A 20955-nucleotide genomic window follows, 5' to 3' on the forward strand; every position below is an offset into this window, starting at 1 on the left:
TTCTGATAATCAGTATGTTACAGATCGTGTTCATAAAGCTATGCTTTACGACAAGAAAAGCATAGCTTTAGATACCTTAAAGCATAGCTTTACGAAGGCTAACCCTATGCTTTTTGTTTTTCGCAGACAATGTTTCCTGTTTTGTCATGCGTTTTCTCTTGTCTCTGTCTAAAATAAAAGGCCTGTGCTTTTTGCACAAGCCTTTATCTGTTTTATGCCTTCCGGCATCAGAATTTTGCCATTTTTATAGCGTCAATGGCACACTCGTCACCTTTGTTGCCATATTTTCCGCCGCTTCTGTCTTTTGCCTGTTGCATGTCGTTGGTTGTGAGAAGTCCGTATATTACAGGTATCTCGCTCTTTGCATTAAGTCTTGCTATGCCGTAGGTCACACCCTGACAGATATAATCGAAGTGAGGTGTCTCGCCCCGTATGACGCTTCCGAGAATTATAATGGCATCGTAGCTGCCGTTGAGTGTCATCTGGTGTGCGCCGTAGACAAGCTCAAAACTTCCGGGAACGGTCTTTACATGTATGTTTTCGGGCAGCGCCCCGTGTTTCTCCAACGTGCTTACGGCTCCATTTAGCAGTGCTCCCGTAATCTCGGAGTTCCACTCCGCCACCACTATGCCGAAGCACATGTTGCTTGCATCAGGTATCTTCTCGGTGTCGTATGCCGAAAGATTGTGTTGTGCTGTTGCCATTACTTGGTTGTTGCGCGTTCTATATATTTGTCTATTTCCTGTGAAACGGCAGAGTTCACATACTTCTTTTTTATGTCGTTGTATATGTCCAGAGCCTCTTCCTTTTTGTTCTGGCTTTCCAATATCTCTGCTGCCTTGATGAGGAATGTGGGCGACAGGCTGTTGTTTGTTTTGTCGTCAGCCTCCGAATCAGCCATTTTCGCTGCTTTCTTGAAGCAATCCACCGCCTTGTCAAGTTCGTTCAGGTGTGCGTAGGCATCACCGAGAGCAGATACGGCAGCCGGGCTTATCATCATATCTCCTGCCGTTGAGTAGTCTTCGAGGTACTGTACTGCCTCTTTCCATTTGTTAAGATTGGCATAACACAGTCCTGCATAGAGGTTGGCAAGGTTACCTGCGTCCGTGCTGCTGTAGTCCGAAGCGATCTTCACGAAGCCTGTATAGCCTGTTCCGTCACCGTTCAGCGCCTTGTCGTACTGCTGGTTTGCAAAGTATTCCTGTCCCTTTGCCAGCGCGGTGCTTGCCTCTTCCTGACGCGGTTCGGCAACGTATTTATTTTTATTGTAAAGTATGGTTCCTGCGATGATTACTATTATCGCTGCAACCACTGAAATGATAACATTCTTGTACTTAAGGAAAGACGCTTCGCGTTTTGTCAGCAACTCCTCTGCGCTCGGAGTGCCGTTCTTTTCGATTGGATTTGCCATTATTCTTATATTTTATTTATTTTCATATATGTTTAAAGTGTGGCAAAATTACTTATTTTATCCCATATATTGAAATTTATCAATGACTTTTTTCGTTTTTGAATGGCAAATGAACTAACTTTGCAAGGACATTGAATGTAACGGCAGATGTTACTTAAGAAAATCTCGATTATCAATTATAAGAATATCAGGGCGGCGTCTTTGGAACTTTCTCCAAAGATAAACTGTTTCATAGGTCATAACGGCGAAGGCAAGACAAACCTCCTTGATGCCGTCTATTACCTGTCTTTTTGCCACAGTGCCTACACATCTTCAGACTCCCAGGTGTTGTGTCACGATGAGGATTTCTTCGTGCTCGAAGGTTCTTATGAGACCGACGGCGGCGATGAGGAGAACGTGTATTGCGGCATGAAGCGCGGCATGAAGAAGCATTTCAAGCGCAACAAGAAGGAGTATAAGAGGCTGTCGCAGCATATAGGACTCATTCCGCTGATATTCGTATCGCCCTCCGACACTCTTCTTATTGAGGGTGGCGGTGAGGAGAGACGCAGACTTATGGATGTTGTCATATCGCAGTATGACGGAACATACATAGATGCCGTCAACCGTTATAACAAGGCTTTGCGTCAGCGCAACACGCTTCTCAAAATGGAAAGCGAGCCTGATGCCGCGCTTATGGATATATGGGAGGAGCAAATGGCAGAGTCGGGAGAACTGATATACGCCAAACGCCGTGAGTTCATACAGCAGCTTATACCGGTTTTTCAGAGTTTTTATGAGATAATATCCGATGGAAAGGAGGCCGTGTCGCTCGACTATATATCGCATTGTCAGCGCGGTCCGCTACTCGAAGTCATACGCCGTGACAGGATGAAAGACCGTGCCGTGGGCTATTCATTGCACGGTATTCACCGCGATGACCTTGAAATGCAGCTCGGAGGATATCCCATGAAGCGTGAAGGAAGTCAGGGACAGAACAAGACATTCGTCATTGCACTGAAGCTGGCACAGTTTGATTTTCTCCGGCGCACGTGCGGTAATACCAAGCCGATACTGCTTCTCGACGATATTTTCGACAAACTTGATGCCCGCCGTGTGGAACAGATTGTACGCATAGTGGCAGGCGACGGCTTCGGGCAGATATTCCTTACCGACACCAACCGCGACCATCTTGACCGCATATTGCACACCAGTTCGCTCGATTACAGGATATTCTCCGTATCCGGAGGCAATATAACCGAAAGGGAGGAAAACTGATGTTCAAGCGTGATGTGTTGTCTCTTGCCGACGTGATAAACCGCTGCCTTCGTCAGAACGGGCTTGAAACGCCACTCCTGCAAAAGCGTCTTATAGATGCGTGGGGTACGGTTACGGGGAGCATGGTGGAACGTTATACTGCCGAAAAGTATATACGCAATCAGATACTTTATGTAAAAATAACCAGTCCGGCGCTGCGTTCGGACCTGTCGATGATGCGTACACGTCTTGTGGCACGGCTCAACGGACATGTCGGCAGTAAGGTCATTACAGACGTAAGGATATATTGATGCGTTGCAGACTACTGCCCGTTGCATATCACTTCGTCCATTTTAATGTCATTCTTGTCAGCAGGCAGTTTCTCGACCTTTTGAAAATCAAAGCACAATCCTATCTTGTATGTACCGGGCATCTTTGCCAGAAAGCGGTCGTAATAGCCCTTTCCCCTGCCGAGCCGGTTGTTCTCGGCATCGAATGCCATGCCCGGAACAACTGCCACATCTATGTTTTCGTAACACGTATATAGCTCTCCCGTCGGTTCCATTATGCCGTATGCCCCTCTTTTAAGGCTTTGTTTGCCCTCATAACGGTGCAGTTCCATGTCGCAGTCGCCAGTCACGGCAGGCAGCAACACCGTTTTTCCGCTGTCTGCAAGCACGTCTGCCAAGGCATGGGTGTCCACCTCATCGGGCAGAGAGTAATATATAAATATTGTTCGCACGTTCTTTATTATATAATGGGAGAGCAGTCCCGTGACAGCCGAAAGCGACATTTCGCCCAGCTTTTCACCGGTGAACTGTCGCTTTCTCTCACGCATTATCTTGCGCAGATCATTCTTGTTTGTCATGCTTTCTGCGATATGTCGTGCCTTATCATTTCCGTTCCGGTGGGCGAGGGGATACGGTCCGTGCCGTGTAAAAGCGCCACCTTTCCCTTTTTACCTTTGTTTGCAGGTGCCGATTTCTTGGGGAATGCGGCGTTCCGGCGGAACACATCAAGCGCCGTGTCGATAACCTTGTCGTCCATGTTGATATACTTTATCCATGCCTCTTCGTCCATGATGTTGTATATTATACGGCTGTTGATGTAGCGTTCAAGCAGGTTGTGCGATTTCCTTATCATGAGATTGCGGCGCTGCAGTCCGTTCTTGTCCGCGAAAGACGCGAACTTCTCTACCGTGTTCTGTTTCACCAGATAGTCCGAAAGCTCCATCATTTCCGTGAAGTTGTTAAGTTTCAGACGATTGTCGTCGGTATATGTGAATGCAAACTGCAATATCATTCCGCTCATTGCCGCCTCTTTGTAGTACGAAGTCACGTTTGTCGTATCCTCCGGCACAAAGATGTCCGGGGTGATACCGCCCCCTCCGTACACCGTTCTGCCTATAACCGTGTGGTAGGCAGGACCGGTATGCTTTATACTGTCTTGCGAGAAAAACTCCCCGTGTGTGTATCTTTCCATCAGATCATCCTCATATCCGTGTTCCGCTCCGGGCACATACGGTTTCTGTATGCACCTTCCCGAAGGCGTGTAATACCGTGCCACGGTCAGTCTTATCATGGATCCGTCGTTAAAACTCATCTGCTGCTGTACCAGTCCCTTGCCGAAAGAGCGACGTCCTACTATCGTTGCGCGGTCGTTGTCTTGCATTGCCCCTGCAAGAATTTCAGCAGCGGAAGCCGAAGACTCGTTGATTAGTATCACGAGAGGTATGTCCTGATAGCTGCCATGCCCGTCGCTCGGATAGTCTTTGCGCGGAGAGCGGCGCCCCTCGGTATATACTATGAGTCGTTTTGCCGGCAGAAACTCGTTGGCAATCTGTATTGCAGACTGCAGATAGCCGCCGGTATTGTCGCGAAGGTCTATCACCAGGTTCCCGAAACCCTCCTGCGAGAGCTGCGCGAGTGCGATGAGCAGTTCCGGATATGTGTTGTCTCCGAAACTTTTTATGCGTATATATCCGGTCTTGTCGTCAAGCATGTATGCCGCGTTGACACTTTTCTGCGGAATGTCTCCGCGTGTAACCGTAAAATATCGCTGCTTCTTCTCGCGATAACGCAGCACTCCTATCTTCACTTTCGTATCTTTGGGACCCTTCAGCCGGTACATCGCCTCCTCGTTGGTGACGCTCTTTCCCACGAAAGGCTTGCCGTCAAGACTAACTATCTTGTCGCCTGCAAGTATGCCGGCACGCTCTGCCGGTCCGTTCTTTATCACCCCTTGCACACGTATGGTGTCGTTTCTTATTACAAATTCTATGCCCACTCCCGAGAAAGAACCTTTCAGTTCGTCTGTCGCACGCTGCACGTCCTTTGCACTTATGTACGTGGAATGAGGGTCAAGATCCGCCAGTATCTGCGGTATCGCCTTGTCTACGAGAGAGTCTATGTTCACTGCATCCACATATTGATCGTTTATTATGTGAAGCAGATTGTTCAGTCTGTTGCTGCCCGAGTTTATTATATTGAGTCTGTTGCCCGAAAAGTGGTTGGCATAGAATGTACCGATTAATATTCCCACCACCACGCACAGTGCCATTAGCAGCGGCATGTATCGGTTTGATTTATTCTGTCTCATTTTCTTCAGGATTAAGATATAGAACTTCGATGTCGGCTCTTCTCAACAGGTTTATGCCGTCTTCGAACCGGTATTTCTCACCGTATACCACGCGCTTGATGCCCGACTGTATTATCAGCTTGGCACATTCTATGCACGGGGCGGCCGTTACGTACAGCGTAGAGCCGTCGCTGTTGTTCGAGCTTCGTGCCAGTTTCGTTATCGCATTGGCTTCGGCATGGAGCACGTATGGCTTTGTCACGTTGTTATCATCTTCGCAAACGTTTTCGAAACCGCTCGGTGTGCCGTTATATCCGTCGCTTATAATCATCTTGTCCTTCACCACCAGCGCACCCACCTGCCGTCTTTGGCAGTAGCTGTTTTCTGCCCAGATGCGTGCCATGCGCAGATATCGCAGGTCAAGAAGCCTTTGTTTGTTGTCTGTTGTCATTTTCTTTCAGGAGTAATGTTTTTTCTTTTTTCCGCTTTCCTTTCTTATCCCGTTTCTTTTAAGCAGTGCATCCACTGTCGGGGCACAGCCCCTGAAATGCTTGTATAGCGTCATCGGATGCTCTGTTCCACCCTTTGAAAGTATGTTGTCACGGAAGCTTTGTGCTGTTTTTCTGTCGAATATACCGTTCTTTCTGAACATGCTGAATGCATCGGCATCCAGCACTTCCGCCCATTTATAGCTGTAGTAACCCGCCGCATAGCCGCCTGCCATGATGTGACTGAACTGCACCGTCATGCACGTGTCGGGCAGTTGTGGGGTGACGACAGCCTTTTCCCACGCTTTCTTTTCAAACGTTATTATGTCGTCGGTGAACTCTTCTTTCTGCGTATAGTATGCCATGTCGAGCAGACCGAAGCTCACTTGCCTCATGCAGGCGTATGCAGCCATGAAGTTACGGCTCTTCACAATGCGTGAAATTAGTTCATCGGGGAGAGGTTCTCCTGTCTCATAGTGGAAAGCGAACGTGCGCAGAAACTCCTTTTCTACTGCAAAGTTCTCCATTATCTGCGACGGAAGCTCTACGAAATCCCACCATACGTTGGTGCCGCTGAGGCTCTCGAAGCGCGTGTTGGCAAACATTCCGTGCAACGAATGTCCGAATTCGTGCAGGAAAGTCTCCACCTCTCCGAGGGTTAGCAGTGCCGGTTTCCCGTCGGTAGGCTTTGTAAGATTCATCACAACGCTTACATGCGGACGTACGTTCTCGCCCTTGCGGTCTATCCATTGTCCCTGATATTCGGTCATCCATGCACCGCCCTGCTTGCCATTACGCGGGTGGAAGTCGGCATAGAACACCGCAAGAAACGAGCCGTCGGCATCGAACACCTCGTAGGCTTTCACGTCCTTGTGATACACTTGTATGTCCTTGTTTTCCTTGAAAGTTATGCCGTAGAGACGGTTTGCCAGTCCGAAAACACCGTCGATGACCCTTGACAGTTCGAAATAAGGGCGCAACATCTCCGAGTCGAGGTTGAATTTCTTCAGTTGCAGCTTGTGCGAATAGTAGCTGAAGTCCCACGGTTGCAGCTCGAAGTCCTTGCCTTCGGCTCTCTTTGCTGTTTTCTCTATCTCGGCAACCTCTTTGAGAGCCGTCGGTCTGTATGCCGTTATCAGGTCGTCGAGCAGTCTGTACACGTTGCGGGCATTGCCTGCCATGCGGTTTTTCAGCACATATTCAGCGTATGTTCTGTATCCTAACAGCTGGGCAATCTCACGTCTGAGGTTCACTATCCGCTTGCATATCTCAATGTTGTTCTCCGTGTTGTCGTGCGTACACTCCGTATTGCGTGCCATGTACATCTCCTTGCGCAGGTCGCGTCGTGCAGAGTATGTCATGAAAGGGCTGAAACTCGGATGGTCGAGAGTGAACACCCAACCCTCCTTGTCCTGTTCCTTTGCGGCAAGGGCAGCTGCTTCGCGTGCCGTGTCGGGCAGTCCTTCCAACTGTTCCTCGTCGGTTATGTGCAGACAATATGCCTTGTTCTCTTTCAGCAGGTTCTGCGAGAACTGTAGCGACAGCATGCTTGCCTCCTCCGTAAGGCTGCGCAACTTTTCCTTACCCTCTTCATCCAACAGCGCACCGCTACGTACAAAACCGTCATAACTGTTGTCCAACAGTCTTTTCTCTTCGGGTGTCAGTCTGCGATGATGTCTGTGTACGGCTCTTACACGTTCAAACAGACGCTTGTTCAAGCGCACGTCGTTGGCGTGTTGTGTCAGTATGGGCTGTATTTTCTGTGCCAGAGCATCCATTTCTTCGTTTGTCTCGGCGCTCAGAAGATTGAAAAACACGGTGGATACACGCGACAGAAGGTCGTAATACCCCTCTTTATCCTCGTCCGCATCTATTATGGTGTTGTCGAAAGTAGGCTTCTCAGGATTGTTAATCGTCTTCTCTATCTGTTCGTTATCTCTCCTTATGCCCTCCATGAAAGCCTCTTCGAAGTCTTCCATGCGTATGTCTCCGAACGGCACCGTGTCATGCGGTGTTCCGTAAGGTTCCAGAAACGGATTTCGATGTTGCCTGTTTTCTGCTGTATTATTGCTCATAGCTGTATTGTCTTTTGCCGACTTGCAAAGTCGGTCGGATTGTTTTTCTTACCTTAATATATAATATGTTCTTTTGCCGTCGCAGCCTTCGGCTGTGTCAAAGATTGTCCTGCTGTTCCGCTCCTGCCGTCAGGATGAGCCGTTCCAGTTGCGGGAAACATATCTCGCTGCGTCTCAGCGTGATGATGCCTTCATCGTTCATGGCATTTAACTCTCGTGAAATGTTGAGGCGGCTCTCGTTTATCTCGCGTCCCAGTTGTTCCATTTTTATGTATAGTGTCTTCTTTCCTGCCGGTTTTGTGCAGCGCGTCTCCATGAAACGTGCAATCTTTGCGCGTATTCCCTGCGGATGTATGCGCCACGGATGACGTGTTGCTTTCTGTGTCTGCGTGCATAAAATGTTAAGCAGGTTGAGTCTGAAAATATCGAAATTGTCCGATATTTTCATGGCCTCCTGCTTGTTTATACTCATAAACTCACAGTCTGTTATAGCCCTGAATGTCTTTGTGTATCTCTGTGTCAGCCCGAAAAGACATTCAGGTTGCAGTATGTTCGGAGCGTATATTTCCTCTTCTATGATGTATCTCCTGTCGTCCGGTATGCTTTCGGTGCACAGTGTGCCTTTGATAAGGAACAACAGCCGGTTGCAACTGTCGCCATCTTTTATCACGGTGCGCCCTCCGGCAGTGTTCATGAAGCCGAAATGTGTGCTCATGATAACCTGTTCAAGGTCGCTGATGCTCATGCCCTGAAACAGTGGAAGCTCAAGAAGTTTGTTGTATGTGGGTTGCATAGGTATACGACAGGTCTATTTGATGAACTTTCCTTTCATGGATGCGGAGTGCCATACGGCGTTCTTTCCGTCCTTGTCCGAGTATATTAAATATGCCATAAGTTCGGGATGACGGTCAAGAACCGCCTTCGAACGTTCCAGTCCCATCACCATAAATGCCGTGGCATATGCGTCTGCCGTGGCGCAGTTGTCTGCCAGCACGGTGGCAGACAGTATGTTGTGCTGTACGGGCTGTCCCGTTTTCGGGTCTATGGTGTGTGCGTATTTCCTGCCGTTTTTGTAGTAGAAATTACGGTAGTTGCCGCTTGTCGCCATGGCTTTGTTGGTGACGTTGAGCACCGTCTGCACCTCGTTGTTCACGTTCAGCGAGTCGTCTGTGGGCTTTATCACCCCTATGCGCCATGGCACGCGTGCCTTGCTGACACCCGAAGTCACCACCTCGCCGCCTATTTCGACCATGAAGTTTTCTATACCCTTCGCCTTTAGCAGGCGCGCTACAACGTCCGTTCCGTATCCTTTGGCAACGGCACTGCAGTCGAGCATCGTCCTCTTGTCGTCCTTTACAACCTTTCCTGCCACCATTTTCACCTTCTTGTAGCCCACGATGCTGCGCAGACTGTCTATGGCATGTGCCGACGGCGTTACTCCTTTCTTAAATCCGAACCCCCATAAGTTGACCATCGGCGCCACCGTTATGTCGAATGCACCTCCCGTTTCGTCTGATATGTGGCGGGCAATGTCGAACACTTCGGCAAACATGTCATCGACTTTGATATCCTCGTTGCGGTTTATTCGCGATATCACAGACTGTTTGTTGAAAGTGGACAGGCTGTTGTCCACCTTCTTCAGTTCCGCCTCTATCTCCTTTTGCAGGTCCTTGTCGTACTGGTATTTTATGCTGTACACCGTTCCGAACACCATGCCGCTGTTGTGTATGTACGGCGTGGTGTGCTGTTTGCGTACAATCAGCACGGTGCCGATGACGAGCATTGAGAGGAAGGCAAGCGAGAATGCCGACAGCCTTTTGTTGTTTCCTTGTTTCATATCTAAGGGCTTATAACTTCGGTTTTATATCTCTATCGCTATGTTGAACAGTCCTCCGAACGCCGAGCCGTCGCTCCTTCCGTAGCCGGGAACGTACCACGACTTTCCCAGTCTGCCGTCATCATACGACGCCCTTTTGCGATAACGCAGGCTCCAACCCATGTGTACGGGTCCCCATATCTTGGCATCTACGCCTATACCGAACTCCAACCAGTGGTAAGAACAGTCCACATCCTTCGCCTCATATGGTGCCGTGTCGCCCCAAACGGGGTCGGAAACGCCCGGATGTCCGAGGTCGTACTTGAACGAAGTGAAAGCATATCTCACTCCGGCAAACAGCTTGTAGATGTCGTGCTTGTCCTTTAACAGGTTGAAGTCGATGCCTATGCGCCCGAACGGGGCACTCGTTTTGTATGACGTCTGTGTCACATCATCCGTATAGTCGGCACGTCCAACACCCAGTTCAATCACCGGAAAATATCTGTCTTTGAGGTTCACGCGCAGCGAAGCCTCGTATTGTCCGTAGTCGCCTATCGCCATTTGCACCGGTCCGACAAGGTCTACAGCCACTGCCATGCCGTTAAACAGCGGTACACTGTCGTTCTTCAGTGCCGTGTCCTTGCGCTGTGCCGCCGCCGGATGTGCCGCCGCCAGCATCAGCAGGCTAATCGCGATGCTTGAAATATATTCGGAAATGTTTCTTTGAAGTGTCATAGTCTACATTCGGATTATTGATAACGACGGAGTCGATGGCGTTGTCCGTGCACTCCACTGCCGTTATAGTGTGGAAGAACGACGGTCCGCAGTCTACCGACTCGAAGTGGGGCAGGTCTTCTTTCGACACGGTAAGCGTGTCGTATGTTATGCTGTTCTCGCCCTTAACCTCGACAAAGAACACGTCTTGCGGGTGCGAAAGGCTCATCGGAAGCGAGAAACCCGTTATGCGCGTGTCGCGGTTTATCAGCACGGAATCGCTCCCGTCGCTTCTGTTTGTCGATATTGTCAGCGTGTCGCGCAGCGTGTCACGCCGCCCGTCGGCGCCATATATGTCATAAGATGTGTACACAAGATTGTTCAGAGGGCAGTCTATCGACGAGCATGCGCTGACGATAAGAAGTGCTGCGGCAATGATCGGGATTATCTTCCGCATCGCAGTTCCTCCTCTATCTGATAGTCGTTGCGCCCCTCGGAGTTGCGGCTCACGAGGTCTGCGATAAATCCCGCAAGGAACAGCTGCGTGCCTATCATCATCATTGTCAGTGCGATGTAGAAGTAGGGCGAGTCGGTTACGAGCCTCTGCGGTATGTTGTGTGCCACCGCCCACAACTTGTCGGCACCGATGATGAATGCCGATATGAAGCCGATGATGAACATTATGGTGCCCAGAAAGCCGAACACATGCATGGGCTTGCGTCCGAAACCGCTGAGGAACCACAGTGTTATGAGGTCGAGATAGCCGTTGAAGAAGCGGTTTATGCCGAACTTCGACTTGCCGTACTTGCGCGACTGGTGGTGCACAACCTTCTCGCCTATGCGGCTGAAGCCTGCGTTCTTGGCAAGATAGGGTATGTAACGGTGCATCTCTCCGTACACCTCTATGTTCTTTACCACGTCGCGGTGGTATGCCTTAAGTCCGCAGTTGAAGTCGTGCAGGTTCTTTATTCCGCTTATTTTCCTTGCCGTTGCGTTGAACAGTTTTGTGGGGATTGTCTTCGACAGCGGGTCGTATCTCTTCTGTTTGTAGCCCGACACGAGGTCGTAACCCTCTTCCTTTATCATGCGGAACAGTCCCGGTATCTCGTCGGGAGAGTCCTGAAGGTCGGCGTCCATGGTTATCACCACGTCGCCCTGTGCCTCTTTGAAGCCGCAAAACAATGCGGGACTCTTGCCGTAGTTGCGGCGGAACTTTATGCCTTTCACGCACTCGTGGCTGTTGCTGAGGTCTTTTATCACGTTCCAGGAGTTGTCCGTAGAACCGTCGTTGATGAATATCACCTCGTAGGTGAATGAGTTCTGTTTCATCACACGTTCAATCCATGCGTATAGTTCGGGCAGGGATTCGTCCTCGTTGTAAAGAGGAATAACGACAGATATGTCCATATTTAATGTCTTGATATTGTTTTTTCAGATATATTTATGATGCGTCGGCACCTTTGTCATCGTCTTTTTCCGGCAGACTTTATTATTGCCGCAATGGGCAGGCTTATCATTACGCCCAGTATTATGTCGGTGGTAAGAAACTGCAGTGCCACGTCTATGGGGCGCAGGGCTGCAAGTGTGTCCAATGCCAGCTTCATGTCATCGGGCGATATACCGTATACGCTCTGCATCATTCCTGCCATATCCTTGTTTTTCATGGCATCCGTGTACTTGGCTATGAGGTAGCCTCCGTCTATGAATTGGAAGTAAACGAACTGTGCCACCGCCATGAGCAGTGCGGCGTAGAAGTATGTGAAGCATCCGTAACCGAACGCACGCCTGAAGGAAATGATGCCTCCCAGAATGTTGTCGCGGAACTTTCGTAGCCGCATGGTGGCGAAGACAACCGACGCTACGCCCGTGAAGAGGGATATAACGCCCAGCACGGGGACGGCAAACCCGCCGATGAAGCAGGCAAAACTGACAATCCAGAGCGCGCCGACAAGCGCACCGTCTATTCGGGCAAAAGCCTTTAGCTGTTCGTATTCCTCGCGTGTAGCCATTGTAGTATGAAAGATATTACGTACCGGGTGTGATGTTTTCTTTGGTACAAATCTTTGCTCCGCCGTTGCAGCAGCCGCTCTCCGTACCTTGCTAATATTCGACAAAAGTACTCATTTTCCATTATATAGTAGGTATAAGCACGTTTCTTTTTTTGTTTTTTAAGGTATGACGGAGCGTTGGAGGCTGAGGTAAAAGGAGATAAGGGGAATATAGAAGAAGATAAGGGGGAGATAAAAGACGTATGTCTCGTTGCTTCATATACAGCTATTGTCCTTTATCTTTCGTGGCTTTAGCCACATAACTCCTCCTGACTTTTTTAACTTCATGATTTAATCATACCCTCGTAACAATCCAACTCTTAGGGTATGGCTGTGCCATGGTGCTGCCGCTCAATGGCATACCTGCAATTTGCTCTTCGGCTGCACCATGGTACAGCCCTACATTGATGATGAATACATTGTGCATGTTACGATGACTGAATAGTTACCACACCTTCTTTAAAACGTTAAAAACTGATAAAACGATATGTTTTAGTGGCTTTTCACCAATCTTTTTTATTACCTTTGCAGCCGCAAACATACACGGGTAAGTCTTGCACGGCCAGCTCCCTTCGAATCCTCCAGGACGGGAACGTAGCAAAGGTAGTTGGTTGTAGCGGCGCGATGCAAGTAGCTTGCCCACCCGCCTCTTTAGCTCAGTTGGCCAGAGCACGTGATTTGTAATCTCGGGGTCGTTGGTTCGAATCCGACAAGAGGCTCAAAACGGGAAGGGCAAAAGCTGCTCTTCCCGTTTTTTTATGCCACTGTTTCGAATTTCAATACTTGTTGTTCAGTTGTAGGAGTGTGTGTCAAAATAAGCAACCACCAACGTGTAGGGACATATTCTTGTATTTGTCCGGTATACACCCGCTGATTTTTAAACTGTTATGGGCGGACAAATACAAGAATATGTCCCTACACACACACAATAAATATTGAATTTTGACATATATCCGTTGATGGCAATCTTAAAATCAAAGGCTTGCATATCGGACTTTTACAATGACGTGTTGTTGAACGAAGTGAAAAAAGTCCCTACAAAGCAGGCGACCACTTATTCTGTCATACCCACCGATGCACGTGTGCTTGCTTGTTTTGCCACACCCTTGTATGTGCTGAAATGGTATCCTTTACACAATGTCTTGATTTTTCCTATATCTCTTTCTTTTTGCTTTTTCATAACCCCTGAATAAGCCCCGTGCCGCAAAATAAAAGTCGGAAGGGCGCAAAAACGGCAAGGAAATGTGTGTAGGTGTAATGCGTTATGATACAAACAGTTACACTGTGTGTATTTCTTTTGTGCAATAAAACAATGTCTTTTTATGCCGGAAAACGGCGTTTTTCGGTCTGAAACGCGGCATATTGCACCCAGAAATGCCGTATGTTGCGTTGTAAAACACGGCACTTTACGGCATGAAACACGTATGTTTACGATGCAAAACACATAGCTTTATGCCTCCGAAAGGTAAAATTCGCGGTTTTTCAGAGCGTCGGTCGGTGCGTTGCTTTCTATTTCAGCCAAAATGGAGGACGCTTTTTAATTGACACTTTGCATGTCTTTATGTCTTTACAGGTGTCATATTGTTATTACAGACAATCCCCTGTGTATGTGCGGAGTTTATGTCCTTTCATTAATTTACGGTTGCATAGTATTAAATAAATCAAAATAATGAACATGTTTTTTGCCGTATGCAATAAAATCAATATCTTTGTATTGTAACATCCGAGAATGTATTACACACGATAATTTGCGTCAGTTCGAGATAAGATTCCCTTTCTCTTGAGTGTTATAATAAACCTTTTACTTTATGCTTGTCTCGGATTGGCGCAATGTTTTAGTGTGCCGTTAAGCCTGTCTTGTACCGTGTCTGTGACGCGAGTAGACGTGCATGGCGCGGCACATGTGACATGCCGCACCGCTCGTTATGCCACATTTTGCATTTATTTCTGCCAAACTGTCATGTCTTTTATATTGGCATGCTTTTCGCTTTTCGTTATGACAGATGCCGCCGGCATCGTATAATCAGATGTATTAACATTAAATATAATAAGAATTATGAACATCAAACCATTGGCAGACCGTGTGCTTGTTCTACCTGCACCGGCAGAAGAGAAAATCGGAGGTATCATCATTCCTGACACTGCAAAGGAGAAGCCGCTGCGCGGAAAGATCGTTGCTGCCGGAAACGGTACGAAAGACGAGGAGATGATACTTAAGGAAGGCGACGAAGTGTTGTACGGAAAGTATGCAGGAACCGAGCTTGAATATGAAGGAGAGAAGTATCTTATAATGCGTCAGAGCGACGTTCTCGCCGTTATGAAATAAGTAAACAAGGTGCGGAGAATGGTGAACTGAGGGTAGGGTTACGCATGTTTAGGTAATCATGATGATGCTCATCAGGCATTCTTCGGTTTAATAATAACAGTAAAAAGCAAAATAAAACACTTGAAGGACAAGGGCGTTGCATTGGAGAAATAAATTCTTCATTCTTCATTCTTCATTCTTCATTAAATTAATAAACTTATGGCAAAGGATATAAAGTTCGATATGGATGCACGCGACCTTCTTAAGAAAGGCGTGGATCAGTTGGCTAATGCAGTGAAGGTTACGCTCGGTCCGAAGGGTCGCAACGTGGTTATAGAAAAGAAGTTCGGCGCTCCGCAGATAACAAAGGACGGCGTGACTGTTGCAAAGGAAGTGGAACTTGAGGACCATTTCGAGAATACCGGTGCGCAACTGGTTAAGAGCGTGGCAAGCAAGACGGGTGACGACGCGGGCGACGGTACGACAACGGCAACGATACTGACACAGGCTATCGTGCGCGAGGGACTGAAAAACGTTACGGCAGGCGCCAATCCCATGGACTTGAAACGCGGTATAGACAAGGCTGTGAAGGCAGTTGTGGACTTCATACAGTCGAGTGCCGAGAAGGTGGACGACAACTATGACAAGATAGAGCAGGTGGCAACGGTGTCGGCAAACAACGACAAGGAAATAGGTAAGCTGCTTGCCGATGCAATGCGCAAGGTTAGCAAGGACGGTGTCATCACCATTGAGGAGAGCAAGAGCCGCGATACACACATCGGTGTTGTGGAAGGCATGCAGTTTGACCGCGGATATCTGTCGGGATATTTCGTGACAGACTCTGACAAGATGGAGTGTGTGATGGAAAATCCGTACATACTGATATACGATAAGAAGATAAGCAGCCTTAAGGACTTCCTGCCTGTGCTGCAGCCGGCAGCCGAAAGCGGACGCCCGATGCTCGTGATAGCAGAGGATGTTGACTCGGAAGCACTGACAACACTCGTTGTAAACCGTCTGCGTGGCGGTCTGAAAATATGCGCGGTTAAGGCTCCCGGCTTCGGCGACCGCCGCAAGGCAATGCTCGAAGACATCGCCGTGCTGACAGGAGGATTGGTGATAAGCGAGGAGAAGGGACTGAAACTGGAGCAGGCAACGCTCGAGATGCTCGGTACGTGCGACAAGGTTGTTGTGTCAAAGGACAACACAACAATCGTTAACGGTGCCGGCGAGAAGCAGCTCATCGCAGACCGCGTGGCTCAGATAAAGAACGAAATAGCAAACACTACAAGCTCTTACGACAAGGAGAAGCTGCAGGAGCGTCTTGCAAAGCTCGCAGGCGGTGTTGCCGTTCTCTATGTAGGCGCCAACAGCGAGGTTGAGATGAAGGAGAAGAAAGACCGTGTGGACGATGCTTTGTGCGCAACACGCGCTGCCATTGAAGAGGGTGTCGTTGCCGGAGGCGGTACGACATACATCCGCGCCCTTGACTCTCTGAAAGATCTGAAAGGTGACAACGCCGACGAACAGACAGGTATCAACATCGTCGAGCGTGCCATAGAAGAGCCGTTGCGCCAGATTGTCATAAACGCAGGAGGCGAAGGAGCAGTGGTTGTACAGAAGGTAAGAGAGGGTGAAGGCGACTTCGGATACAACGCACGCACCGATACTTACGAGGATATGCGCAAGGCGGGAGTTATAGATCCGGCAAAGGTGGCACGCGTGGCTCTTGAGAACGCGGCGTCTATTGCAGGCATGTTCCTCACTACAGAGTGCCTTATCGTAGACAAACCCGAAGAGAAACCGGCAATGCCGATGGGTGCTCCGGGTATGGGCGGAATGATGTAATATTGTAAAGTACAGATAACAAAAGGAGGACAGAGTGATTACTTTTGTCCTCCTTTAATGTTTTTTTTGATATATTGCGGTGAAAAAATGTGCTTAATGTTTTGTGGTTAGTTATAAACTGCATAACTTTGCAAGTGGAAATAATACAATAAAACTAAAATCATTAAATAAGAGATTTTTTGATTTGTTTTAGTAGATTAGTTTTTAAGTAGTTTGTTTTTTTGAAAATCGGTTGTCGTGATGACATCCGATTTTTTTATTTATTGCCTCTTTCTTATTTATTAATGATGTGTGTTGCCCCGTTTTTACAAAAATAACCATTACCTTTGCAGTCGGGTATCACTTGATGATAAATGACATTGTTATGCCCCTCGGCGGTAATGACGGACATTACGGTGGAGTAAAAATCATTTATGGCGCTATGCAGAGACTTCTTGATTTATATAAATCGTGGCATGGTGAAGAGCCTTGCGGAGTGGAAAAACTGCCGGGGGCAGGCAGTAACCGCGAATATTACAGGCTGACAGACCGGAAAGGCAGCAGTGTGATTGGCGTTACGGGAACAAGTCGCGACGAAAACCGTGCTTTTATATACCTGTCGGGGCATTTTGCACACAGGCAATTGCCTGTGCCCGAAGTGCTGGCAGTGAGCGATGACGGGTATTGTTACATACAGGAAGACCTCGGACGGACATCGCTTTTCGATGCTCTTAGAGGAGGGCGCGATGCCGGCGGCAGGTATAACAAAAGGGAAAAGGAACTGCTTGTAAAGACAATACGAAGGTTGCCCGAGATACAGATGCGCGGTGCCGGAGGACTGGACTGGTCGATGTGCTATCCGCAACCGGAGTTTGACGAGGACAATGTGCTGTTCGACCTTAACTATTTCAAGTATTGTTTCCTTAAGCCTGTGGGGCTTGACTTCCATGAACTTAAGCTCGAGGCTAACTTCCGCTTGTTTGCCAAGGACCTTACGGCTGAGACTACGGAGAGTTTTATGTACCGTGATTTTCAGGCACGCAACATAATGCTCGGTGCGGATGGCGGGCCTTTCTTCATAGACTTTCAGGGTGGACGCAAGGGACCGTACTATTATGACGTGGCTTCTTTCCTGTGGCAGGCTTCTGCAAAGTATCCTCATAAGTTGCGAAGGGAACTTGTATATGAGTATTACAACTCGTTGAAGAACTATACCGAGGTGCCTTCCGTACGGCACTTTGTCGAACGGCTGTGCCTCTTTGTGCTCTTCCGCACAATGCAGGTGCTCGGAGCCTATGGCTTCCGCGGCTATTTTGAAAGGAAGAAGCATTTCATAGACAGTATTCCCCCCGCAATGCAGAACCTTCGGGAACTGCTCGAGTTGGACGTGTTCCCTTATCCTTACATGGTGGATATGCTGAAACGGCTGACGCGCCTGCCGCAGTTCTCCATGATAGAGGGCACGGTGCAGAACCGTGCCGACGGGTTCCGCACGGCAGACAGCAATGTGTACAAGGCGCATCCTGCCGACGGACCGGCGACGTTCTCCAAGTATGACGGCAAGGGACCGCTTGTGGTGAGGGTGTACAGCTTTTCGTATCATAAGGGAATACCGGAAGACAACTCGGGCAATGGCGGCGGGTATGTGTTCGACTGTCGCAGCACGCACAACCCCGGAAGGTATGAACCGTACAAGAAACTTACGGGACTGGACGAGCCGGTGATACGTTTTCTTGAAGACGACGGCGAGATACTGACATTTCTTGAAAGCGTGTATAAGCTTGCCGATGCCCATGTCGAGAGGTATATACAGCGCGGGTTTACAAGTCTGATGTTCTGTTTCGGATGTACGGGAGGTCAGCACCGCAGCGTATATTCGGCGCAGCATCTGGCGGAACATATCAACGGGAAGTATGGCGTGGAGGTGCATGTGTGCCATAGGGAGCAAGGCATCTCACGGATACTTGACGCAAAACGGTAATCAATAAATATAAAGAAGATGAAGCAGGCGATGATATTTGCAGCCGGACTCGGCACCCGTCTTAAACCGCTTACGGACAGAATGCCGAAGGCGCTGGTGGAGGTGGTGGGCGAACCGCTGCTGAAACGGGTGGTCTTCTTGATGAAGGACGCGGGCATGGAACGTATTGTCGTAAACGTGCATCACTTCTCCGGACAGATAAAGGATTATCTTGAACGCAACGATAACTTCGGACTTGACATCCGTATCAGTGATGAGAGCGACATGCTTCTCGACACCGGCGGAGGATTGAGGAAAGCTTCTTCGTTGTTGTCGCCGGACTGTCCGGTACTTATACATAATGTGGACATACTGAGCAATACGGATATTGCGGGGCTTTATGATTATTCGCAGAGGCTTATGGGATACGGTTCCGACGGCGGACAGTCGTATGCGGCGGACTGTAGTGCGGATGCCGGCATCCGTCCTGCTGCCGTTCTGCTTGTGAGCAGGCGCAAGACAAACCGTTATCTGCTGTTTGATGAAGGCATGCGTCTTGTGGGTTGGACGAACATAAGTACTGGTGAGGTTAGGAGTCCTTATCCCGACTTGCAGCCGGAGAAGTGCCGTATGTATGCTTTCTCGGGCATTCATGTGTTTTCTCCGTGCCTGTTTGCCAAGATGCAGACGCTACCTTGCAAGTTCCCGATTATGGATTTTTATCTGGACAACTGTGCGTCGTCGGTGATTATGGGCTGTGTGAAGGATGACCTGCGCCTGATGGATGTGGGCAAGCTCGACACTTTGGCGGAGGCGGAAGCCTTTGTGGCAAGAGATATTTGACATAAATATATTTACAACCAAATAATAACATGCAACAAAAAATCATTATTCTCGACTTCGGTTCTCAGACCACGCAGCTTATAGGCAGGCGTGTGCGTGAGCTTGACACCTTCTGTGAGATTTTGCCTTACAACAAATATCCGGAGGATGATGCGGATGTGATAGGCGTGATTCTTAGCGGTTCGCCTTATTCCGTGCACGACCCCGAAGCGTTTAAGGTTAATCTCGAGCGTTTCATGGGCAGGCTTCCGGTTCTTGGCATCTGCTATGGCGCGCAGTTCATATCGCATACGTTGGGCGGACGTGTAGAGAAAGCCGGCTCACGTGAGTACGGGCGTGCCAATCTGATGACGTTTGACAAGGAAAATCCGCTGTTCAAGGGCTTTACAGACAATTCTCAGGTGTGGATGAGTCATGGTGATACAATCACGGCGATACCTGCCGGATTTGAATGTATTGCGTCTACCAACGACGTTAAATATGCTGCATACGCCGCAACAGACCGTCCGGTGTGGGCGGTACAGTTCCATCCGGAGGTGTTCCATACGGTTCAGGGTACTCAGTTGCTGCGTAACTTCGTTGTGGATATATGCGGTTCAAAGCAGAACTGGAGTGCGGCTTCGTTTGTTGATACGACGGTTGCCGAACTGAAAGAACAGTTGGGCGATGACCGTGTGATACTGGGACTTAGCGGAGGTGTCGACTCTTCTGTTGCTGCCGTGCTGTTGAACCGTGCCATAGGCAAGAACCTTACGTGTATATTTGTAGACCACGGCATGTTGCGCAAGAACGAGTTTACCGATGTAATGCACGATTATGAGTGTCTCGGACTGAACGTTATCGGTGTCGATGCAAGCGAAAAGTTCTTTAAAGACCTTGAAGGTGTTACCGATCCGGAGCAGAAACGCAAGATTATTGGTCGCGACTTTGTTGAGGTGTTCAATGCGGAGGCAAAGAAAATCACGGGTGCAAAGTGGCTGGCACAGGGCACTATCTATCCCGACCGCATAGAGAGTCTTAACATTACCGGTAAGGTTATAAAAAGCCATCACAACGTTGGAGGACTTCCGGAGGAGATGCACTTGCAGCTTTGCGAGCCGCTTAAGTGGCTGTTCAAGGACGAGGTGCGTCGCGTGGGACGCCAGCTTGAGATGCCGGAGCATCTGATTACACGTCATCCTTTCCCCGGACCGGGACTTGCTGTGCGTATACTTGGTGACATAACACGCGAGAAAGTGCGTGTGCTTCAGGATGCCGACGATATCTATATCCGCGGATTGCGCAACTACAAAGTTCGTCTGTCGGGAGAAGAAGCGCGTAAAGTGCTTGCAGCAGGAGTGCCTGCCGCTATGACCGACGGCGAGATAGAGGTGTCGCTCTACGACCAGATATGGCAGGCGGGAGCAGTGTTGCTCTCCACAGTGCGCAGTGTCGGAGTGATGGGTGATGAGCGTACATACGAGAATCCCGTCGCGCTTCGCGCCGTAACAAGCACCGATGCCATGACTGCAGACTGGGCACACTTGCCATACGACTTCCTTGCAAAGGTCTCAAATGAGATAATAAACAAGGTTCGTGGCGTTAACCGCGTATGTTATGACATTTCTTCAAAACCGCCATCGACGATAGAGTGGGAGTGATGTTTATATAATAAA

The 20955-nt window shown here is 48.9% G+C and carries 21 protein-coding genes, 1 tRNA gene and 1 other RNA gene; 9 read left to right on the forward strand and 14 right to left on the reverse strand.

The window, feature by feature from the left end; translation table 11 throughout:
* Positions 1-227: 227 nt before the first annotated feature.
* Together ribH and HPS54_RS01970 are read right to left on the reverse strand one after the other, a co-directional pair.
* A complete protein-coding gene (gene ribH / locus HPS54_RS01965) occupies positions 228-704 on the reverse strand; it encodes a 6,7-dimethyl-8-ribityllumazine synthase (protein WP_172343799.1) in 477 nt (158 codons plus the stop codon).
* A complete protein-coding gene (locus HPS54_RS01970) occupies positions 704-1411 on the reverse strand; it encodes a tetratricopeptide repeat protein (protein WP_172343800.1) in 708 nt (235 codons plus the stop codon). Before HPS54_RS01970 ends, ribH begins: the two co-directional genes overlap by 1 nt.
* A 147-nt stretch (positions 1412-1558) precedes the next feature.
* On the opposite strand from HPS54_RS01970, the gene recF reads away from it, so the two are divergent.
* Together recF and HPS54_RS01980 are read left to right on the forward strand one after the other, a co-directional pair.
* Positions 1559-2668, forward strand: a complete 1110-nt coding sequence (gene recF / locus HPS54_RS01975) for a DNA replication/repair protein RecF (RefSeq protein WP_172343801.1) — start codon at positions 1559-1561, stop codon at positions 2666-2668.
* Positions 2668-2958, forward strand: a complete 291-nt coding sequence (locus HPS54_RS01980; protein WP_172343802.1) for a DciA family protein — start codon at positions 2668-2670, stop codon at positions 2956-2958. Before recF ends, HPS54_RS01980 begins: the two co-directional genes overlap by 1 nt.
* Positions 2959-2969: 11 nt before the next feature.
* Here HPS54_RS01980 and HPS54_RS01985 read toward each other — a convergent pair whose 3' ends face one another.
* The 11 genes from HPS54_RS01985 to HPS54_RS12975 all read right to left on the reverse strand — a co-directional run bounded on the left by HPS54_RS01985 (position 2970) and on the right by HPS54_RS12975 (position 12792).
* On the reverse strand, positions 2970-3515 hold the full coding sequence (locus tag HPS54_RS01985) for a 5-formyltetrahydrofolate cyclo-ligase (RefSeq protein WP_172343803.1): 546 nt from the start codon (positions 3513-3515) through the stop codon (positions 2970-2972).
* On the reverse strand, positions 3512-5245 hold the full coding sequence (locus tag HPS54_RS01990) for a S41 family peptidase (RefSeq protein WP_172343804.1): 1734 nt from the start codon (positions 5243-5245) through the stop codon (positions 3512-3514). Before HPS54_RS01990 ends, HPS54_RS01985 begins: the two co-directional genes overlap by 4 nt.
* Entirely contained in the window at positions 5232-5675 is a 444-nt protein-coding gene (locus HPS54_RS01995) for a dCMP deaminase family protein (RefSeq protein WP_172343805.1), read from the reverse strand. The genes HPS54_RS01990 and HPS54_RS01995 overlap by 14 nt, the downstream gene beginning before the upstream one ends.
* Before the next feature lie 6 nt (positions 5676-5681).
* The gene (locus tag HPS54_RS02000) at positions 5682-7787 is read right to left on the reverse strand and encodes a M3 family metallopeptidase (RefSeq protein WP_172343806.1); all 2106 of its coding nucleotides are present in this window, start codon (positions 7785-7787) and stop codon (positions 5682-5684) included.
* Between the two features lie 97 nt (positions 7788-7884).
* A complete protein-coding gene (locus HPS54_RS02005; protein ID WP_172343807.1) occupies positions 7885-8580 on the reverse strand; it encodes a Crp/Fnr family transcriptional regulator in 696 nt (231 codons plus the stop codon).
* A gap of 15 nt (positions 8581-8595) precedes the next feature.
* Complete coding sequence (locus HPS54_RS02010; protein WP_172343808.1) at positions 8596-9624, reverse strand: FAD:protein FMN transferase; 1029 nt, start codon at positions 9622-9624, stop codon at positions 8596-8598.
* Positions 9625-9648: 24 nt separating this feature from the next.
* Entirely contained in the window at positions 9649-10338 is a 690-nt protein-coding gene (locus HPS54_RS02015) for a DUF6048 family protein (RefSeq protein WP_172343809.1), read from the reverse strand.
* Entirely contained in the window at positions 10289-10774 is a 486-nt protein-coding gene (locus tag HPS54_RS02020) for a DUF6452 family protein (RefSeq protein ID WP_172343810.1), read from the reverse strand. Before HPS54_RS02020 ends, HPS54_RS02015 begins: the two co-directional genes overlap by 50 nt.
* A complete protein-coding gene (locus HPS54_RS02025; protein ID WP_172343811.1) occupies positions 10762-11724 on the reverse strand; it encodes a glycosyltransferase family 2 protein in 963 nt (320 codons plus the stop codon). The genes HPS54_RS02020 and HPS54_RS02025 overlap by 13 nt, the downstream gene beginning before the upstream one ends.
* A 56-nt stretch (positions 11725-11780) precedes the next feature.
* A complete protein-coding gene (locus HPS54_RS02030) occupies positions 11781-12326 on the reverse strand; it encodes a DUF4199 domain-containing protein (RefSeq protein WP_172343812.1) in 546 nt (181 codons plus the stop codon).
* A 334-nt stretch (positions 12327-12660) separates the two neighbouring features.
* Entirely contained in the window at positions 12661-12792 is a 132-nt protein-coding gene (locus HPS54_RS12975) for a hypothetical protein (RefSeq protein ID WP_256378086.1), read from the reverse strand.
* 118 nt (positions 12793-12910) lie between these two features.
* Between HPS54_RS12975 and ffs the strand changes: the two genes are divergently transcribed.
* Together ffs and HPS54_RS02040 are read left to right on the forward strand one after the other, a co-directional pair.
* An RNA gene (ffs, locus tag HPS54_RS02035) (signal recognition particle sRNA small type) lies at positions 12911-13009 on the forward strand.
* Between the two features lies 1 nt (position 13010).
* Positions 13011-13084 (forward strand) — tRNA-Thr (locus tag HPS54_RS02040).
* 335 nt (positions 13085-13419) lie between these two features.
* Here HPS54_RS02040 and HPS54_RS12980 read toward each other — a convergent pair.
* Complete coding sequence (locus tag HPS54_RS12980; RefSeq protein ID WP_256378087.1) at positions 13420-13545, reverse strand: hypothetical protein; 126 nt, start codon at positions 13543-13545, stop codon at positions 13420-13422.
* Positions 13546-14421: 876 nt separating this feature from the next.
* Here HPS54_RS12980 and HPS54_RS02045 point away from each other — a divergent pair.
* The 5 genes from HPS54_RS02045 to guaA all read left to right on the forward strand — a co-directional run bounded on the left by HPS54_RS02045 (position 14422) and on the right by guaA (position 20940).
* Complete coding sequence (locus HPS54_RS02045; RefSeq protein ID WP_172343813.1) at positions 14422-14691, forward strand: co-chaperone GroES; 270 nt, start codon at positions 14422-14424, stop codon at positions 14689-14691.
* A 198-nt stretch (positions 14692-14889) separates the two neighbouring features.
* The gene (groL, locus tag HPS54_RS02050; protein WP_172343814.1) at positions 14890-16518 is read left to right on the forward strand and encodes a chaperonin GroEL; all 1629 of its coding nucleotides are present in this window, start codon (positions 14890-14892) and stop codon (positions 16516-16518) included.
* Between the two features lie 421 nt (positions 16519-16939).
* On the forward strand, positions 16940-18478 hold the full coding sequence (locus HPS54_RS02055) for a RapZ C-terminal domain-containing protein (RefSeq protein ID WP_172343949.1): 1539 nt from the start codon (positions 16940-16942) through the stop codon (positions 18476-18478).
* Between the two features lie 18 nt (positions 18479-18496).
* Positions 18497-19300: a sugar phosphate nucleotidyltransferase gene (locus HPS54_RS02060; RefSeq protein WP_172343815.1), complete on the forward strand. Its 804-nt coding sequence runs from the start codon at positions 18497-18499 to the stop codon at positions 19298-19300.
* 29 nt (positions 19301-19329) lie between these two features.
* Positions 19330-20940, forward strand: a complete 1611-nt coding sequence (gene guaA, locus HPS54_RS02065) for a glutamine-hydrolyzing GMP synthase (RefSeq protein ID WP_172343816.1) — start codon at positions 19330-19332, stop codon at positions 20938-20940.
* Positions 20941-20955: the final 15 nt, after the last annotated feature.

The organism is Xylanibacter caecicola, assembly GCF_013166515.1.
In the GTDB taxonomy this organism is placed as follows: domain Bacteria; phylum Bacteroidota; class Bacteroidia; order Bacteroidales; family Bacteroidaceae; genus Prevotella; species Prevotella caecicola.

Bases quoted from the DNA above. Each gene is read 5' to 3' on its own strand.
- HPS54_RS01995 (WP_172343805.1), bottom strand. From the start codon at position 5,675: ATGACAACAGACAACAAACAAAGGCTTCTTGACCTGCGATATCTGCGC.
- HPS54_RS02060 (WP_172343815.1), top strand. From the start codon at position 18,497: ATGAAGCAGGCGATGATATTTGCAGCCGGACTCGGCACCCGTCTTAAA.
- HPS54_RS02015 (WP_172343809.1), bottom strand. From the start codon at position 10,338: ATGACACTTCAAAGAAACATTTCCGAATATATTTCAAGCATCGCGATT.
- HPS54_RS01990 (WP_172343804.1), bottom strand. From the start codon at position 5,245: ATGAGACAGAATAAATCAAACCGATACATGCCGCTGCTAATGGCACTG.
- HPS54_RS02020 (WP_172343810.1), bottom strand. From the start codon at position 10,774: ATGCGGAAGATAATCCCGATCATTGCCGCAGCACTTCTTATCGTCAGC.
- HPS54_RS12975 (WP_256378086.1), bottom strand. From the start codon at position 12,792: ATGCACAATGTATTCATCATCAATGTAGGGCTGTACCATGGTGCAGCC.
- HPS54_RS01985 (WP_172343803.1), bottom strand. From the start codon at position 3,515: ATGACAAACAAGAATGATCTGCGCAAGATAATGCGTGAGAGAAAGCGA.
- HPS54_RS02025 (WP_172343811.1), bottom strand. From the start codon at position 11,724: ATGGACATATCTGTCGTTATTCCTCTTTACAACGAGGACGAATCCCTG.
- groL (WP_172343814.1), top strand. From the start codon at position 14,890: ATGGCAAAGGATATAAAGTTCGATATGGATGCACGCGACCTTCTTAAG.
- recF (WP_172343801.1), top strand. From the start codon at position 1,559: ATGTTACTTAAGAAAATCTCGATTATCAATTATAAGAATATCAGGGCG.
- HPS54_RS02045 (WP_172343813.1), top strand. From the start codon at position 14,422: ATGAACATCAAACCATTGGCAGACCGTGTGCTTGTTCTACCTGCACCG.
- ribH (WP_172343799.1), bottom strand. From the start codon at position 704: ATGGCAACAGCACAACACAATCTTTCGGCATACGACACCGAGAAGATA.
- guaA (WP_172343816.1), top strand. From the start codon at position 19,330: ATGCAACAAAAAATCATTATTCTCGACTTCGGTTCTCAGACCACGCAG.
- HPS54_RS01970 (WP_172343800.1), bottom strand. From the start codon at position 1,411: ATGGCAAATCCAATCGAAAAGAACGGCACTCCGAGCGCAGAGGAGTTG.
- HPS54_RS02030 (WP_172343812.1), bottom strand. From the start codon at position 12,326: ATGGCTACACGCGAGGAATACGAACAGCTAAAGGCTTTTGCCCGAATA.
- HPS54_RS01980 (WP_172343802.1), top strand. From the start codon at position 2,668: ATGTTCAAGCGTGATGTGTTGTCTCTTGCCGACGTGATAAACCGCTGC.
- HPS54_RS12980 (WP_256378087.1), bottom strand. From the start codon at position 13,545: ATGAAAAAGCAAAAAGAAAGAGATATAGGAAAAATCAAGACATTGTGT.
- HPS54_RS02000 (WP_172343806.1), bottom strand. From the start codon at position 7,787: ATGAGCAATAATACAGCAGAAAACAGGCAACATCGAAATCCGTTTCTG.
- HPS54_RS02010 (WP_172343808.1), bottom strand. From the start codon at position 9,624: ATGAAACAAGGAAACAACAAAAGGCTGTCGGCATTCTCGCTTGCCTTC.
- HPS54_RS02055 (WP_172343949.1), top strand. From the start codon at position 16,940: ATGCAGAGACTTCTTGATTTATATAAATCGTGGCATGGTGAAGAGCCT.
- HPS54_RS02005 (WP_172343807.1), bottom strand. From the start codon at position 8,580: ATGCAACCCACATACAACAAACTTCTTGAGCTTCCACTGTTTCAGGGC.